Source organism: Pseudomonas sp. WS 5146 (genome assembly GCF_012985495.1).
Classification (GTDB): Bacteria; Pseudomonadota; Gammaproteobacteria; order Pseudomonadales; family Pseudomonadaceae; genus Aquipseudomonas; species Aquipseudomonas edaphica.
Genome location: NZ_JAAQWL010000012.1, coordinates 129,149 through 145,265, shown reverse-complemented (window position 1 = coordinate 145,265; position 16,117 = coordinate 129,149). Strand labels below are relative to the sequence as shown.

Here is a 16,117-nt window from a genome sequence, read left to right as displayed (position 1 = left end):
ATTATTCCGTACGGGTGGCAGGGCTGGTCGTGGTCGCGGCCACGTTATCGGCGTTGAATCCGCCACCCAGGGCTTGCATCAATTGAATCGACAGGTCGATCTGCGCCGCATTCAAGGTCGCCAGCTGACGCTGGGCCTGCAGCAATTGCTGCTCGATGCTGAGCACATCCAGGTAGTTACCGATGCCGGAGCTGTAACGCTGTACGCCGGTGTCGTAAGACTGCTGGGCGATGTCCGCAGCGTGTTGCTGCGCCTGGATCTGCCGCCCGGTTTCGCGCAGTTGCATCAGGGTGTTGCCGATATCGCCCAAGGCTTGCACCAGGGTTTTGTTGTACTGGGCCACGGCCAGGTCGTAATCGGCGTCGCGAGCATCGAGGTCGGCACGCAAGCGGCCACCGTCAAAGATCGGCAACGAGATGGTCGGCGCAATGCTGAAGAACCGGCTGGCCGAGCCAAACATCGCATCACCGAGCAACGACTCGGCCCCGGCGCTCGCACTGAGGTTGAGGTTGGGGTAGAAGCGGGTTTTGCTCGCGGCCACGTTTTTACTCGCGGCCTCCACGCGCCAGCGTGCGGCGATCAGGTCCGGGCGACGGCCCAGCAATTCGGCCGGCAAGACTGAAGGCACAGCGACGGCACTGGGTTTCAACACATTCGGGCGGGTCAGCTCGCCGCCACGGTCCGGGCCTTTGCCGAGCAATACCGCCAGGGCGATCTTGGCGCTTTGCAGTTGTTTTTCAGCGTCGATCAACTGCGACTGGGAGCTGGCTTCCAGGCTTTCGGTCTGTTGGTACTGGTATTCGCTGTCGATGCCGGAGCTGAGGCGGCGTTTGCTCAGGTCGAGCATCTGGCGGGTGCGCTTGAGGTCGTCATTGGCCAGGTCACGCACGATATGCGCTTGGCCCAAATCGCTGTAAGCCTTGGCGACGTTGGCGGCCAGGGTCAGGCGTGCGGCTTGCTGGTCGACTTCGGCTGCACGCGCCTGGCCCAACGCGGCTTCCCAGGCAGCGCGCTGGCCACCCCAAAGGTCGAAGTTGTAGTTGAAGCTGGCGCCGATGTTACGCACCGTGGCATAGGCATCGCCCTGCCCGCGCGGGTCCTGGTCCTTGGCCAGGCGCGAACGGCTCACACCGGCGCTGGCATCCAGGGTTGGCATGCGCGCCGCATCGGCGGCATAAGCGGCGGCTTCGGCCTGGTGCGCACGGGCGCTGGCCACTTGCATATCAGGGCTGTTTTGCAGGGCTTCGTGGATCAGGCCGTCGAGTTGCGGGTCGCCGAGGCTTTTCCACCAGTCGGCGGTGGGCCAGGCGGCCGTGGACAGGGTCACGCCGCTCAAGGATTTGCCGGTTTGCAACGTGTTGGCGTCGAGACGTTGGCCCTGGGTGTCGAGGCCGCTGAAGTTGGCACAACCGGCCATGCTCATCGCCACCAACACCAGGCTGAGTGCACGCGTTTTCATTGATTACCTACCCGCTGGAGGACGATGGCGTCACCGGCAGCTACCAGAATTTTCTTGAGGATTCTTTCCAGGGTTTCCAACTCACCAGGCTCGAGGGCACCGGCCAGTTCATTCATCGACTGCGCGCCGATATGCGGCAACATGTCGGCCAGGCGCTGGCCGTCTTCGGTGAGCACTAACTGCACCTGGCGCCGGTCCTGCTCGGAGCGCTTGCGCGCCAGCAGGCCCTTTTGCTCCAGACGGTCGAGCATGCGGGTCATGGAGCCGCTGTCGAGGGACAGGTGGCGGCACAGCTCCGCCGGGGTATCGACGTCGAACTGGGCAATGATGATCAACACCTTGAACTGCGCGGCGGTGACGCCGTGGGGTTCCATATGGGTGTCGATAATGCGGTCCTTGAGCAGCGCCGCCCGGCCCAGCAACAGGCCGAGGTGGCAGTTGCGAAAGCTGTCAGGGGTGTAGTGGGTCATCGAAAGTCACCTTATTACTGCCTAGGCAGTGAATGTATGACAAGATGTTACTGCTTAGGCAGCGAATGTCAAATGGAATTATTAGCTTGCTTGGTAATTTCGCGAGAGGTGGGCTTGAAACACAAATAACTGTGGGAGCTGGGTTGCCTGCGATAGCGGTTTGGCCGGGGGGGTGTTTGGTCGGGTACATATCCATTGCTGCGGTAACGGCGGCCTATGGTTTCGCTCTTACAGCGACTCACTTTTCAAAGGACCGAAAAGTAAGCAAAAGGTCCTCGCCCCAACACTCGGTGCCTCGCTGTGGCTCGGCATGCCCGCAATCCGACAGTGATTTGGGGGGCCGCCGCGATGGGCCATCCTTGGCCCAGCGCGGCTAAACCGGCATCCCTGCCGGTTTACCCCCCAAATCCCTGTCGAATTCCGGCCATCGTGTTTGACGGGGCGATTTCAGATCAAGATCAAGAGCGCAGATCAAAAGACCGCTAACTTCGTCATCGAAAAGGATGCAAGGGCCGGAGCAACAGCAACAGCAACAGCAGAGCCATACTCGGTCAAAGGTGGGAGCTGGCTTGCCTGCGATAGCATCAACTCGGTGTGCCTGATGTACCGAGGTGTCTGCATCGCAGGCAAGCCAGCTCCCACAGAAAAGCAGCTCTTCAGTGTATGCAAATCCGCTTTCGCTTTTGATCTAACCACTCAGGTCGGCTTTCAGGCCGCCGTGCTGTAGATCTTGATCTTGCTTTTGATCTGAGGCGCCCCGTTAACCACGATGGCCGAACGCAGGCTTGAATCCGTGGGTAACCCGGCAGGACGCCGGGTTAGCCGCGCTGGGCCAAGGATGGCCCATCGCGGCGGCCCACGGATTCAAGCCGGAGTGAGGGCACACCGAGCCTAAGCGAGGTGCCGAGTGGTGGGGCGAAGACCTTTTGGTTACTTTTGGCTGGGCCGGCATTCCGGGCGTTTGCCAAAAGTGACCCGCTGTAAGAGCGGAACCATAAGCCGCCGTTACCGCAGCAACGGATATACACACCGACAAACCGCTATCGCAGGCAAGCCAGCTCCCACAGTTTTAACGAGTACGGGGTTTAGAAATCCCGCTTGTAGAAGATGTCCAACGAACTCGCCACGCCACTGGCCACTTCCAGATACACCTTCTTGCTCAGCAAGTAACGCAAGGCAATGGTATTGGCCGGCTCAAACACCCCCACCCCATAGCGCAAGCTGAGCTTCTCGGTAATCTTGCCACTGGCCACCACTGCGGTCTTGTTCCCGGAGCCCTGGGTGTCAAGGTCGAAATCCTGAATCCCCAGCTTGTTGGCGATATCCGAAGTCACCCCCGCACTGCCCATCAAACCCAGGCCCAGAGCGGCCTCAGCAAGCATATTGTTATCTTCGCCCGTGTTGTTACGCGAACGCCCCAGCACCAGGTACGACAACGCATCTTCCTGAGGCATCGACGGCTCGGAGAAGATCTGCGTCGTCGGCTGCTCGGCGCTGCCACTCAAGCGAATACCGGCAGTCACAGTCCTTGAGTCTTCCACGACCACCCGTGTCGCTTCGATATCCAGGAACGGCTGATCCAAGGGACCGGCAAACAACAGCCGCGCACGCCGCACATTGAGGCGCTGCCCGTAGGCACGGTAACGCCCGTCGTTGAGCCACAACTCACCACGGGTGTCCATGTTGTCGCCAATATGCACATGGCCTTGAACCTTGGCAGTCAAGCCAAAGCCGGCAAAGTTAAGCTGGTCTTCACCCACCTCGACGTCGATGTCCATGGCCATCGCCATCGGCGGCTTGCCTTCCTCGGTCTGGCTGCCGACGATCACCGTGTCATCCGAGACCTTGACCGTCGACGGCGGCAGTTCGCGCACGGTGATATCGCCGCGCGGGATGTGCACCTTGCCGGCAATCGCCAACTTGTCGTCCTTGAGGCTGATCTTAAGGTCCGGCGCCACTTCCAGCTTGGCATAGGGCTCAACCGTGACCGGCAATTTCGAGCCTTGCAGGCTCAGGTCCACCGCCAGGGCCTGGCCCCAGCCGACGCGGCCCTTGAGGCTGCCCTGCCCGTCTTTGCCGCTGCGCCAGCCACCGTTGAGCTGCACACTTTCACCGGCGATCAGCGCCTGCACATTCAAGCCCTCGAGGCTCATCGGCAGCTCAGGCCCGGAAATTTCGCCGTCCACCAGGTTCACATTGCCGTTGACCTGCGGCGCCAACAGACCACCCGAGATACGGCCGTTACCGTTGAGCTTGCCATTGAGGGTTTCCACCATCGGCACAAACGGGCGCGCCACAGCGAGGTCCAGGCCGGTGAGGCTGAACGTGCCGGTAATCGGCTTGTCCTTGGGCAACGGGTTGATCTGCGCCTGCAACAGCAACTCGCCGAGCTTGCCACCGCGAAAATTCAGCTGCGTGTCGATGCGCTTGGGGTTGAGGGTGGTTTCCAGCTTCAAGGTGTCGTAGGGGAAATCCACCCACTGATTTTTGTCCTTCACGCGCAAGGTGCCGCCGCTGGCATCCACCGCGACCACGCCTTTAGGGCCGCTGCTGGGCAGGTCGAGTTGCACATCGGCGTTGAGCTTGCCCTGCCAGGCGAAATCCTTGGGCAAGAAGGCCGCCAAGCTGTCGATCGGGAATTGCTTGAGGTGGTAGCGCAGCTTGGGTTCAGGCATCAGACGCTGGTCTTCACCGCACAAGCTGGAACCGCCAGACACCCAGCAATGCGCGGCAAAGGTCAGCTTGCCGTCGGCCAGGCGTTCGATTTTCGCCGGGGCTTGCAGCTTCCAATCCTGGCCGCCGGCCTGCACATCACCACTGGCCAGGCGCCCACGCCAGTTGCCTTTGTCGAGGTTGCCATCCAGGGCCAGGGCGAGTTTGACCAGCGGCCCGGCCAGATCGAGTTGCACCTTCTGGCTCTTGATGTCGCCCTGGGCGCTGGCGGTCAGGGTGCCGACCTGGGTTTCACCGGCTTGAATGCCGCTGCCCTTGAGGTCGATCTTCGCACGCTGGGCGTTGTCGAGGGCCGCATCGAGGGTGAGGCTTTGCAGTTTATTATCCGCAAACGCCAGTTGCTGGCCTTTGAGGTCGAGCTTGCCTTGCGGCGCCTTCAGCGTACCGGCTACATCCACGCGGCCGTTGATTTGCCCGCGCAACTGCGGCCACAGTTGGGCCAGGCGCGCCAGTTTAATGTCAATCTGCCCGGCCAGGCGTTGCTGCAGACTGCCACTGCCATTGATGCGGTTGTCGCCCAGGCGGATATCCAGCTTGGCCAGGGTCCACTGCTCGCCCGCGCCTTCGGCCTTGGCCGCCAGCACGGCGGTCTGGCCGCGCAAATGGCCCTTGAGGTCGAGGTCGGCATTCAGTTTAAGCTGCTCGTTTTTGAACTCGCCTTTGCTGCGCAATGGCCCGGCCAAGGTGCCCGGCAATTCTGCGACCCAGTACGCCGGGTTGAGTGCCGACAAGTCCAGCGCAGTGTCCCAGGCGATGCCGTCGGCAAATTGCAGGTTCAGGTGCCCTTCGGCCTTGCCTTGACCGGCAGTCAGTTTGAGTTCGGGCAGGAAGACTTGCTTGAGGTCGCCGCTGAATGGCGTGACCAGATTGAATTTACCCGCTGGGCCGTCAAGGTCAGCGTTGAGATTGCCGAGGTAGTTGCCGTCTTTATAGGAAACTTCACCGTTGAACGTACGCAAGGCGACCTGCGGCTCATCAATCAATGGATAGAGGCGATGCCAGGGGAAATCCAGCCAGTCGATTTTCGCGTCGGCGCTGAACCCTTGCTGCCAGTCCAGATTGGCGCTGAGCTTGAGGCTTTGCTGGTCGCCGGCAGTCAGGTCGAGGCCGGCGATCTGTGCGCCCTTGGCGTCGACCTTGCCTTGCAACAGCAAGGCCACCGGGCCTTTTTCTGCGGGCAGCACGGCCCGGCCAAGCAACTGGTAGCCGCTGCTCAGGTCGCCCTTTGCGGTGAGGTCCAATTGATTGAGCTGCAAGGTGTCGGGCAAATCGGCGCTGGGCTTGAAGCCATCCGCCGTGATGTGCAACTGCGCGGGCAGGTTCTCCACCAAAGGTTGCAGCTCGCCGCTGAGCTTCGCGGGCAGGTAGCCGCTGCTGTCGGCATCAAGCTTGAGGGTCTTGAGCAGGTCGCCGTCAACCTTGAGCGCAATCTGCCACGGCGCGCCGCCCGGAGCATACGGCAGGCTCAGATTGCCGGTGGCGCTCAGCGGCCAGTTGCCGGTGGGTTGCAGCAAGCCGTTGAGGTCCAGCACCAGGTCATCGCGTTGCAGGTGCACCGAATCAATCTGCAGACCGGCGGCCGTCCAGTGCGCCGCCAGTTGCAGGCCCTTAAGTTCTTCACTGCCATTAAACAGCAGGCTGCCGACGCGAACGTCGCCCAACTGGATGGCAACCGGCAACTTCAGATCCGGCAACGTGATCGGGCCACTGCTCGGTTCATTGCTCGGCGGGAATTGCAGGTTGACCTGCTCCACGTCCAATTGGTTGATGCACAGGGTCATGCGCAACAGGCAGCCTGGTGACCAATCAAACTTCGGAGCATTGAGTTCTACCCGACTCGCGTCCTGCTGCCATAGCAGATGGTCGGCGCTCCATTGGCCACCCAGGTGGCCCTGGTAATTTTCCACGCTCAAACCCGGCACCTGGCTCAAGGCCCAACGGCTGCCTGCTTGAGTACCGAGCACTGTCCACAGCGCCAACAGCAGCAGCATGAGGACCGCCACAAGGGCCAGCCCTGCTATTTTCAAACCACGCATCACAGCTCAGGCCCCATGGAAAAGTGCAAACGAATGCCGCCCGGATCTTCGAGGGCATGGGCCAGGTCAAGGCGAATCGGCCCCACTGGCGACACCCAGCGCACACCGACACCCACGCCGGTTTTCAGGCTGGGCATTTCCAGGGTGTTGAAGGAGTTGCCTTGGTCGATAAAGGTCGCGATGCGCCATTTTTCGGCGATGGAATATTGGTACTCGGCGCTCAGGGCCACCATATAGCGCCCGCCGATGCGGTCACCGCGATCGTTTTCGGGTGACAGCGTCTGGTACTCGTAGCCGCGCACGCTCTGGTCACCACCGGCAAAGAAGCGCAGCGACGGCGGCACCGACTTGTAGCCATTGGTGGCACTGCCGCCGAACTGCGCACGGCCGAGGAAACGGTGGTTGTCCCATAAAGTGGTCAAGCCCTTGATGGTGGCGGTGCCGTACAGCAAGTTGGTGTCGGAGCCGAGACCTTCCTTGGCGACCTTGGCGTCGAACATCAGGCGATAGCCATTGTGCGGGTCGATGCGGTTATCGCTGCGCAGGTAGGAATAGTTGATGCCCGGCATCACCAGGTTGCTCAAGCCCGAGTCATTGCCCAGGCGATATTCTTCACGCTGGTATTTGAGCGAGATGACCCGCGTCCAGCCGCTGGGCAGCTTGCTGTGCCATTCGGGGCCGAGGGTGAGCAATTTACTCAGGGTGTCGGTGTTGGCGATTTCTTCGTTCTGGTAACCGCCGGCGAAGCGCAACTTGTCGGTCAACGGCGGGTCGAGCGGGATGTCATACCACAGGCCGACGTTCTGGCGTGGCGCCGACAGTTCGGCCTCCCAGCCATAGCTGTGGCCTTGCGGGTTGACCCAATGGCGGGTCCAGTTGGCTTTGCCGCGCGGGCCGACGTCGGTCGAGTAACCCAGGCCCAGGCCCATGGTGCGTGGCTTGCGGGTATCGAGCTGGACCGCCACCGGGATCACATCGTTGGTCGAGGCGGTTGGGCTGGCGTCCACGCGTACGCCTTCGAAGAAGCCGCTTGATTGCAGGTTCTGGTTGAGTTCGGCGATCAGTTCGGAGTCGTAAGGGGCGCCGCTTTTGAACGGCACCATGCGTTGCAGCAGGTCTTCATCGAACGGCGTATCGCCGGTAAACCCGACTTTGCCCAAGGTGTAGCGCGGGCCGCTGTCGTAGATGAGTTCGATATCGGCGACACCGGCTTGCGGGTCCACCAGCAGCTTCTGGCTGCTGAAACGCCCATTGAAAAAACCGTAGCGCGAAGCCTGATTCTGAATCAGCCGCTTGGCGTCTTCGTAGTTGCCGTGGTTGAGCACGGCGCCCGATTTGAGGTCGTCGCTGGCAGGCACGCGAAAGGCTTTGAGGCTCGCGGCCGGGCCGTCGACCCGAATGGTCACGTTGCGCAGATGCACCGGCTCGCCGGGGTCGATGGTGAGGGTCAGGCGCGGGTTCTTGCCGCCCTTCACGTCACTGGAAATCTGCGGCTGATAGAAGCCCAGAGCCTGGGCCGCCTTGCGGGCCTGATCCTCGGCGCCACGGCTGAACCGCAGCAAGGCTTCTTCATCACGATCGCCAACCCCGCCGATATAGCCTTCGATGTTGGCTTTCAACGCGTCGTTTGATGGCTTGATGCGCACGTCCAATTCGCTTTGCGCAAATACGCCGCAGCTTGTGAACAGCAGAACCAAGCCGCTGGTAAATCTTCCTGGAAGCTTCATAGGCGCGGATGCTACACAGCTGGGGAGACTCTTTGAACCCGGAATTGTCTGAATAATTCTGTCTCAAGCCGTTGCAGCATGTAACGCCTGGGGATTGGGATGAAAAAACACATGCTCCAGGACAGGTCCTACCGCCACTTCACCGATTTCCTCATAGCCCTGGCGCTTGTAAAAATCCAGATAACGCGAGTTGCCGGTATCGAGCACCACACCCGATGAATGCGGGTCCTCGGCGCACCAGTTGTGCACCGCCTGCAACAGTTGCTCGCCGTAGTGTTTGCCCTGAAATTGCGGGTGAATACCCAGCAGCGGCAACACATGCACCGACTCGTTCGGCAGGCACGCCAACACTGCGTAATGGTAATCCAGATAACGCCGAGTGCCGCGCACGCCGGTGCTCAGCCACATGCGCAACTGCCAGGCCCAGCTCTCGGTGATGCCCAGGCGCCGTTGCGGTGGCGCAATCAAAGCGATGCCGATCAGCCGGTCGTTGACGAACAGGCCGATGGCAGGAAGCTTCTGGAAAAAATGCTGCTTGACCAGCTCACGCACGGTGGCGCGCACCCGCTGTTCGTACCCCGACCGCTCAGCCTCGAAGATGTAAGCGAAGGTCGGTTCATGCCGATAGGCCTGATACAACAAGGAACGGGCCTCGCGGGAATAGTCGCTGTTGAGCAGGCGAATTTCAGCAATGGCAATGGAAGTGTCAGGCATACAGTCAATCTCCCTGGGCGCCACTCAAAAGATGGCGTTCTTATGGGTACGAACCTGTGCAGCACCAGTCGTTCCCAGACATTAGCAGTGCATGCGCCCTACCGCCACGCTGGCCCCCGTCCGACTTGTCGGCTAGCATCGGCCTTTTGCCAGACTGGACTGCCGACCATGAAAATCGTCTCCTTCAATATCAACGGGCTGCGCGCCCGCCCCCATCAGCTGGCGGCGCTGATTGAAAAGCATCAACCCGACGTGATCGGCCTGCAGGAAACCAAGGTGCACGATGACCAGTTCCCGCTGGCCGAAGTGCAGGCCCTTGGCTATCACGTGTACTACCACGGGCAAAAAGGCCATTACGGCGTGGCCCTGCTGTCGCGCAAGCCGGCGTTGAGCCTGCACAAAGGGTTTGCCAGCGACGAAGAAGACGCCCAGCGTCGCTTTATCTGGGGCACTTTCGCCGACGAGCATGGCCAGTCGATCACCGTGATGAACGGCTACTTCCCCCAGGGCGAAAGCCGCGACCACCCGACCAAGTTCCCGGCCAAACAACGCTTCTACGAAGATTTGCAGCAACTGCTGGAAAGCCAGTTCAGCAATGACCAGCCGCTGGTAGTGATGGGCGACATCAATATTTCGCCGGAAGATATCGACATTGGCATCGGCGCCGACAATGCCAAGCGCTGGCTCAAAACCGGCAAGTGCAGCTTCCTGCCGGAAGAGCGCGAGTGGATGGCCCGCCTTAAAAACTGGGGCCTGGTGGACAGCTTCCGCCACTTGAACCCGGACGTGGCCGACCGCTTCAGCTGGTTCGACTACCGCAGCCGTGGGTTTGAAGATGAGCCCAAGCGTGGGCTGCGCATTGACGTGATCCTGGCGTCCAACGGCCTGGTGTCGCGGGTCAAGAATGCTGGGGTGGATTACGACTTGCGTGGGCTGGAAAAACCGTCGGACCATGCGCCGATCTGGCTTGAGTTGAGCTGATTTCAAGGTTTGTGTACTTCAATGTGGGAGCTGGCTTGCCTGCGATTGCAGTGGGCCAGTCATCAAATGGTTGGCTGACACACCGTTATCGCAGGCAAGCCAGCTCCCACATTTTGACTTGCTGTGCGTCAGTCATATTTTTGAAACCCCACTGACTTAATCTGGCGGCACTCCCTTTGGCTTAAGAAGGTGCCGGCATGATGCTGCGCGTTCTGTTCCTGTTGATACTGCCGCTCTACGCTGCCGCCGCTGCCCTACCCGTTCCCGACCAAGGCCCCGCCCTGCGTATCCAGGGTTCCAATACCATTGGTGCGGCGCTTGGACCTGCGTTGGTCAAGGGCATGCTGGAGCACCAGGGCTTGCAGGCGGTGCACAGCGAGCCCGGCGATGGCGCCAATGAACAACGGGTGATCGGCAAGACGCGTCAGGGCAAAACCGTCACGGTGGAGGTCGCAGCCCACGGTTCAAGTACCGGGTTCAGCGCACTGAAAAAATCCAACGCTGACCTTGCGGCTGCTTCGCGCCCGATCAAGGACAGCGAACTGGTGGACCTTGAACCCCTGGGCGACCTGAAAAGCCCAGAGGCCGAGCACGTGATTGCCATCGACGGCCTGGCCATTATCCTCAACCCGCAAAACCCGTTGAATACCTTGAACACCGAGCAGCTGGCGCAGATTTTCAATGGTGAAGTCAGCCACTGGGAGGATGTGGGCGGCGTCGACGGCGCCATTCATCTGTATGCCCGGGATGATCAGTCCGGCACCTATGACACCTTTAAAGAGCTGGTGCTGAACCGGCGCGGCAAACCGCTGGCCGTGGCCGCCAAGCGCTTCGAATCCAGCGAGGCGTTGTCCGATGCGGTGAGCCATGACCCGCAAGGCATTGGTTTTATCGGCCTGCCGTATGTGCGCCAGGCCAAGGCGCTGGCGATTGTCGACGGTGACTCACAGCCGATGTTACCGGTGACCAGCCTGATCGCCACCGAGGATTACCCGCTGTCACGCCGCTTGTATTTTTACCTGCCGCCGTCGAACCGCAACCCGTGGGCCAAAGCCCTGGTGGACTTTACCCAAAGTGGCAAAGGCCAGGCGATCGTCGCCGCCAATGGCTTTATCGCCCAGCAGGTGCAGGCGATTGCGGTGGAACCTCGGGCGTCGATGCCCGAGGACTATCAAAGCATCGTCCGTGACGCCCAGCGCTTGAGTGTGAATTTTCGTTTCGAAGAAGGCAGCGCCAGCCTGGACAACAAGGCGCGCCAGGACTTGCAGCGGGTGGTGGCGTATATAAAAAGCCACGGCAAGCTCGACAAGCAGGTGACGCTGGTGGGGTTTGGCGATGCCAAGAATGACCCGCAGCGGGCGGCGCTGTTGTCAAAGTTGCGGGCAATGGCGGTGCGCCGGGAATTGGTCAAGAGCGGCGTGGTGCTGCGGGATATTCGCGGCTTCGGCGCGCAGATGCCGGTGGCGGCGAACACGGCGGATGAGGGGCGGATCAAGAATCGGCGGGTGGAGGTTTGGGTGTACTGACCCCTCGGGTTTCGTGTTGTAAGTGGGCTGTTGTGGCGAGCAGGCTTGCCCTGCGTTGGGCTGCGAAGCAGCCCCAAACCCAGTCGCTGAGTTCTTTCAGGAAAATTGCAGTGCCTTTACTGGGCCGCTTCGCAGCCAACGCAGGACAAGCCTGCTCGCCACAGGAGAAATTGGCTGCCTTCAAAAGTTGTGTAGATACCTATGCTCATCGCGGGCAAGCCCGGCTCCCACCTTTGGAATGCATTCCAGTGTGGGAGCTGGCTTGCCTGCGATGCAGGCGCCTCGGTGTTACTGCCCGCTGCGCATCAGCTCTTTAGGCACATACTTGCCAATCTCAAACTTGCCAATCGCCGCACGGTGCACTTCATCCGGGCCGTCGGCCAGGCGCAGGGTGCGTTGCATGGCGTACATGTAGGCCAGCGGGAAGTCGTTGGAAACACCGGCGCCACCATGGATCTGAATCGCCCGGTCAATCACCTTCAAGGCCACGTTCGGCGCCACGACCTTGATCTGCGCGATTTCGCTTTTCGCGACTTTGTTACCGACGGTGTCCATCATGTACGCCGCTTTCAGGGTCAGCAGGCGCGCCATGTCGATTTCCATCCGCGAGTCGGCAATCTTGTCGATATTGCCGCCCAGGCGCGCCAATGGCTTGCCGAACGCGGTGCGGCTGACGGAGCGTTTGCACATCAGTTCCAGCGCACGCTCGGCCATGCCGACGGAGCGCATGCAGTGGTGTATGCGGCCTGGGCCAAGGCGGCCCTGGGCGATTTCGAAGCCACGGCCTTCACCCAGCAGTACGTTTTCATACGGCACACGCACGTTGTCGAACAGTACTTCAGCGTGGCCGTGGGGTGCGTCGTCGTAGCCGAACACCGGCAGTGGTCGTACGATTTTTACCCCTGGCGTGTCTACCGGCACCAAGATCATCGAGTGCTGCTGGTGGCGCGGCGCGTCCGGGTTGCTCAGGCCCATGAAGATCAGGATCTTGCAACGCGGGTCGCAGGCGCCGGAGGTCCACCACTTCTTGCCATTAATCACCCACTCATCGCCTTGACGCTCGGCGCGGGCGGCCATGTTGGTGGCGTCGGATGAGGCCACGTCCGGTTCGGTCATGGCGAACGCCGAACGAATCTCGCCGCGCAGCAGCGGTTCGAGCCAGCGTTGCTTCTGTTCTTCATTGGCGTAACGCACCAGCACTTCCATGTTGCCAGTGTCGGGGGCGGAACAGTTGAACGGCTCCGGGCCTAACAGCGAGCGGCCCATGATTTCGGCCAATGGCGCATATTCGAGGTTGGTCAGCCCGGCGCCCAGCTCGGATTCGGGCAGGAACAGGTTCCATAGGCCTTCGGCTTTGGCACGGGCTTTGAGCTCTTCCATGATCGCGGTGGGCTGCCAGCGGTCACCTTCGCTGACCTGGCGTTCGAACACCGGCTCGGCCGGGTAAACGTAAGCGTCCATGAACGCAGTGACGCGTTCACGCAGTTCCTGAACCTTGGGCGAATAGGCGAAATCCATGAGCAGCTCCCTTCTCTGAGAGGTTGTTTAGGTCATGCAATCGATGCTAGAACAGCGCTGATAATTTACCTAGCCTATTCTCGGCGTGTATTAACATTCATCACCGATATATGATCGGCGTATGAGCACCTGATAAATCGCCACCTGAAAATAAGAGCGCAACGAAATGAATCTGAGCAAGGTCGACCTCAACCTGTTTATCGTCTTCGACGCGATCTACACCGAAGCCAACCTGACCCGCGCCGGGCAGATCGTTGGTATCACCCAGCCAGCTGTTTCCAACGCCTTGGCACGCTTGCGCGAAACCTTCAACGACCCGCTGTTCGTGCGCACCGCCCAGGGCATGGTGCCCACGCCCATGGCGCAGAACATCATCGGCCCGGTGCGCAACGCGTTGTCGTTGCTGCGGGTGTCGGTGCAGGAAAGCCGAATTTTCAACCCGCAACAGGCGGCCAAGACTTATCGCATCAGCATGACCGACCTCACCGAGGCGGTGATTCTGCCGCTGCTGTTCCAGCGCCTGCGCCGCCTGGCGCCGACCGTGGTGATCGAGAGTTTCTTGTCCAAACGCCGCGAAACCACCAAGGAACTGGCCGCCGGGCGCCTGGACTTTGCCGTGGACGCACCGCTCAACACCGACCCGCAAGTGCGCCACGTCAAACTGATGGAAGATCGCTATGTATGCGCCATGCGCAAGGGCCATCCGATGGCGGGCAAGGACAAGTTCACGCTGGATGACTACCTGTCGCTGACTCACATTCATATCTCCAGCCGCCGCAACGGCCTGGGCCACGTTGACCTGGCGCTGGGCAAGATGGGCATCCAGCGCAAGATCGCCCTGCGTTCCCAGCATTACCTGATGGCTTCGCAAGTGTTGCAGCAGACCGACATGGTGATGACCGTGCCCGAACGCTTTGCCCGCCGCCATGAGCTGCATTGGTTCAACCTGCCGGTCAACGATGTGCCGCCGGTGGAAACCCACCTGTACTGGCACGAAAGCACCGACCAGGACCCGGCCAACCGCTGGATGCGTGAGCAGATGATCGAGTTGTGCCAGCAAGTCACCGCGCACGAAAAGAAACTGGATGGCAAGCAAGCCTAAGCTCTGGTGAGCAGGCTTGCCACAGCAAGCTCCCTCGCCACAGGGTGTGAGTCAATCCAGGCTATTTGCTTGACGTAAACGTCAACCTGCCTTTAGCTTAGCGCCAAGACCTTCTTGAGCGCCACCATGAGCACGACCTACAGCATCTCTGACCTCGCCCGCGAGCTCGACATCACCACCCGCGCCATTCGTTTCTACGAAGAACAAGGCCTGCTGGCCCCGGAGCGCCGGGGCCAGGAGCGCATCTACTCGGCGCGCGACAAGGTCAGCCTCAAGTTGATCCTGCGCGGCAAGCGCATCGGTTTTTCCCTGGCCGAATGCCGTGAGCTGATCGAACTCTACGACCCCACCAGCGGCAACCACATCCAGCTCAACAGCATGCTCGCGAAAATCGCCGAGCGCCGTGAGCAGCTCGAGCAACAGATGCTTGATATCGAACAGATGAAGCTGGAACTGGACACCGCCGAAGAGCGCTGCACCCAGGCGCTGGCGCAGACCATGAACCCGGTTGGTCCATAAACACAAGGTAGCTGCCCATGTCTCTCCCCTCTTATGTGCGCCTGGTGGAAGTCGGCCCGCGCGACGGTTTGCAGAACGAAGCCCAGCCGATCAGCGTGGCCGACAAGGTTCAACTGGTGGACGCACTCAGCTCAGCCGGCTTGAGTTATATCGAAGTCGGCAGTTTTGTCTCGCCCAAATGGGTGCCGCAGATGGCTGGCTCCGCCGAGGTGTTTGCGCAGATCCAGCGCACGCCCGGCGTCACCTACGGCGCGCTGGCGCCAAACCTGCGCGGCTTTGAAGATGCGCTGGCGGCTGGCGTAAAGGAAGTCGCGGTATTTGCGGCGGCGTCCGAGGCGTTTTCGCAGCGCAATATCAACTGCTCCATCAGCGACAGCCTGGAGCGCTTTGCGCCGATCATGACGGCCGCCAAGCAACACGGCATCAGCGTGCGCGGCTATGTGTCGTGTGTGTTGGGTTGCCCTTACGAAGGCCAGATTGCGCCGGAACAAGTCGCCGCAGTAGCACGTGAGTTGTATGCCATGGGCTGTTATGAAGTGTCGCTGGGCGACACCATCGGCACCGGTACCGCAGGCGCCACACGACGGTTGTTCGAAGTGGTCGGCGCGCAGGTGCCACGGGGCAAGCTGGCCGGGCATTTCCATGACACCTATGGCCAGGCAATCGCGAATATCTACGCCAGCCTGCTCGAAGGCATCACGGTGTTCGACAGCTCTATTGCGGGCCTGGGCGGCTGCCCTTACGCCAAGGGCGCCAGCGGTAACGTCGCCACCGAAGATGTGGTGTACCTGCTCAATGGTCTGGGTATCGACACCGGTATCGATCTGGAGGCATTGATTCGTGCAGGCCTGCAGATCAGTAACGTGCTGGGTCGGCCGACGGGTTCGCGAGTCGCCAAGGCACGTAACGCCGGTTGAGTAGCTTAGCCGTGACAATGTGTTACCGCACGCATACACATCGAGTAACACGGGAACATATTTTGTCGAATTTGCCGTAGGCAAAACCCTACAAAAAAGTTAAACCATTGATTTTAAATGACTTTTAAAAGTTGGCACGGCTCCTGCTATCTCTATGGCATAACAAGAATAAAAAGCGCCAAACCTAATAAAAATAAGACGAAACGACTCTGACATAACAAAAACAACACGGCAGAGACGCAGCTAACAGATTTTTTTGAAGAAGATGTGCTTCGCAGGGTACGGCGTGCCGACACCCGCAACCGGTTAGAGAAAAATAAAACTACCTCAGGTAGCTGCCACTGGTTGGATCGTTAACGAAGAAGCAGATCAGCGTTCAAAAAAATACGTTTGCTCTTGATCCCGGATGGGGGTC

11 protein-coding genes are annotated in these 16,117 nt (G+C 60.3%); 5 read left to right on the top strand and 6 right to left on the bottom strand.

Annotated elements, in window-relative coordinates:
• Nucleotide 1: 1 nt before the first annotated feature.
• The 5 genes from HBO41_RS25545 to HBO41_RS25525 form a co-directional block, all read right to left on the bottom strand.
• Complete coding sequence (locus HBO41_RS25545; RefSeq protein WP_099550546.1) at nt 2-1,459, bottom strand: efflux transporter outer membrane subunit; 1,458 nt, start codon at nt 1,457-1,459, stop codon at nt 2-4.
• Nucleotides 1,456-1,929, bottom strand: a complete 474-nt coding sequence (locus HBO41_RS25540; protein ID WP_017134700.1) for a MarR family winged helix-turn-helix transcriptional regulator — start codon at nt 1,927-1,929, stop codon at nt 1,456-1,458. Before HBO41_RS25540 ends, HBO41_RS25545 begins: the two co-directional genes overlap by 4 nt.
• Nucleotides 1,930-3,014: 1,085 nt before the next feature.
• On the bottom strand, nt 3,015-6,698 hold the full coding sequence (locus HBO41_RS25535; protein ID WP_169988204.1) for a translocation/assembly module TamB domain-containing protein: 3,684 nt from the start codon (nt 6,696-6,698) through the stop codon (nt 3,015-3,017).
• Nucleotides 6,698-8,425 carry an autotransporter assembly complex family protein gene (locus HBO41_RS25530; protein ID WP_169988203.1) on the bottom strand — a complete coding sequence of 576 codons (1,728 nt, stop codon included), beginning with the start codon at nt 8,423-8,425 and terminating at the stop codon, nt 6,698-6,700. Before HBO41_RS25530 ends, HBO41_RS25535 begins: the two co-directional genes overlap by 1 nt.
• Before the next feature lie 63 nt (nt 8,426-8,488).
• Nucleotides 8,489-9,139, bottom strand: a complete 651-nt coding sequence (locus HBO41_RS25525; RefSeq protein WP_099550047.1) for an N-acetyltransferase — start codon at nt 9,137-9,139, stop codon at nt 8,489-8,491.
• Nucleotides 9,140-9,307: 168 nt separating this feature from the next.
• Here HBO41_RS25525 and xthA point away from each other — a divergent pair, with 168 nt between their 5' ends.
• Both xthA and HBO41_RS25515 read left to right on the top strand, forming a co-directional pair.
• The gene (xthA, locus tag HBO41_RS25520; protein WP_169988202.1) at nt 9,308-10,120 is read left to right on the top strand and encodes an exodeoxyribonuclease III; all 813 of its coding nucleotides are present in this window, start codon (nt 9,308-9,310) and stop codon (nt 10,118-10,120) included.
• A 197-nt stretch (nt 10,121-10,317) separates the two neighbouring features.
• The gene (locus tag HBO41_RS25515) at nt 10,318-11,646 is read left to right on the top strand and encodes a substrate-binding domain-containing protein (protein ID WP_099550046.1); all 1,329 of its coding nucleotides are present in this window, start codon (nt 10,318-10,320) and stop codon (nt 11,644-11,646) included.
• Nucleotides 11,647-11,934: 288 nt separating this feature from the next.
• Here HBO41_RS25515 and HBO41_RS25510 read toward each other — a convergent pair whose 3' ends face one another.
• On the bottom strand, nt 11,935-13,164 hold the full coding sequence (locus tag HBO41_RS25510; protein ID WP_058420935.1) for an acyl-CoA dehydrogenase: 1,230 nt from the start codon (nt 13,162-13,164) through the stop codon (nt 11,935-11,937).
• Between the two features lie 166 nt (nt 13,165-13,330).
• On the opposite strand from HBO41_RS25510, the gene HBO41_RS25505 reads away from it, so the two are divergent.
• The 3 genes from HBO41_RS25505 to HBO41_RS25495 all read left to right on the top strand — a co-directional run bounded on the left by HBO41_RS25505 (nt 13,331) and on the right by HBO41_RS25495 (nt 15,702).
• Nucleotides 13,331-14,266: a LysR family transcriptional regulator gene (locus HBO41_RS25505; protein ID WP_017136514.1), complete on the top strand. Its 936-nt coding sequence runs from the start codon at nt 13,331-13,333 to the stop codon at nt 14,264-14,266.
• Between the two features lie 126 nt (nt 14,267-14,392).
• Nucleotides 14,393-14,785, top strand: a complete 393-nt coding sequence (locus tag HBO41_RS25500; RefSeq protein WP_017136513.1) for a MerR family DNA-binding transcriptional regulator — start codon at nt 14,393-14,395, stop codon at nt 14,783-14,785.
• Nucleotides 14,786-14,802: 17 nt separating this feature from the next.
• A complete protein-coding gene (locus tag HBO41_RS25495; RefSeq protein ID WP_169988201.1) occupies nt 14,803-15,702 on the top strand; it encodes a hydroxymethylglutaryl-CoA lyase in 900 nt (299 codons plus the stop codon).
• The last annotated feature ends 415 nt before the right edge of the window (nt 15,703-16,117 follow it).

Excerpts from the sequence above, each read along its gene's own strand:
- HBO41_RS25495 (WP_169988201.1), top strand. The coding sequence starts at position 14,803 with ATGTCTCTCCCCTCTTATGTGCGCCTGGTGGAAGTCGGCCCGCGCGAC.
- HBO41_RS25525 (WP_099550047.1), bottom strand. The coding sequence starts at position 9,139 with ATGCCTGACACTTCCATTGCCATTGCTGAAATTCGCCTGCTCAACAGC.
- HBO41_RS25505 (WP_017136514.1), top strand. The coding sequence starts at position 13,331 with ATGAATCTGAGCAAGGTCGACCTCAACCTGTTTATCGTCTTCGACGCG.
- HBO41_RS25510 (WP_058420935.1), bottom strand. The coding sequence starts at position 13,164 with ATGGATTTCGCCTATTCGCCCAAGGTTCAGGAACTGCGTGAACGCGTC.
- xthA (WP_169988202.1), top strand. The coding sequence starts at position 9,308 with ATGAAAATCGTCTCCTTCAATATCAACGGGCTGCGCGCCCGCCCCCAT.
- HBO41_RS25515 (WP_099550046.1), top strand. The coding sequence starts at position 10,318 with ATGATGCTGCGCGTTCTGTTCCTGTTGATACTGCCGCTCTACGCTGCC.
- HBO41_RS25540 (WP_017134700.1), bottom strand. The coding sequence starts at position 1,929 with ATGACCCACTACACCCCTGACAGCTTTCGCAACTGCCACCTCGGCCTG.
- HBO41_RS25535 (WP_169988204.1), bottom strand. The coding sequence starts at position 6,698 with ATGCGTGGTTTGAAAATAGCAGGGCTGGCCCTTGTGGCGGTCCTCATG.
- HBO41_RS25545 (WP_099550546.1), bottom strand. The coding sequence starts at position 1,459 with ATGAAAACGCGTGCACTCAGCCTGGTGTTGGTGGCGATGAGCATGGCC.
- HBO41_RS25530 (WP_169988203.1), bottom strand. The coding sequence starts at position 8,425 with ATGAAGCTTCCAGGAAGATTTACCAGCGGCTTGGTTCTGCTGTTCACA.
- HBO41_RS25500 (WP_017136513.1), top strand. The coding sequence starts at position 14,393 with ATGAGCACGACCTACAGCATCTCTGACCTCGCCCGCGAGCTCGACATC.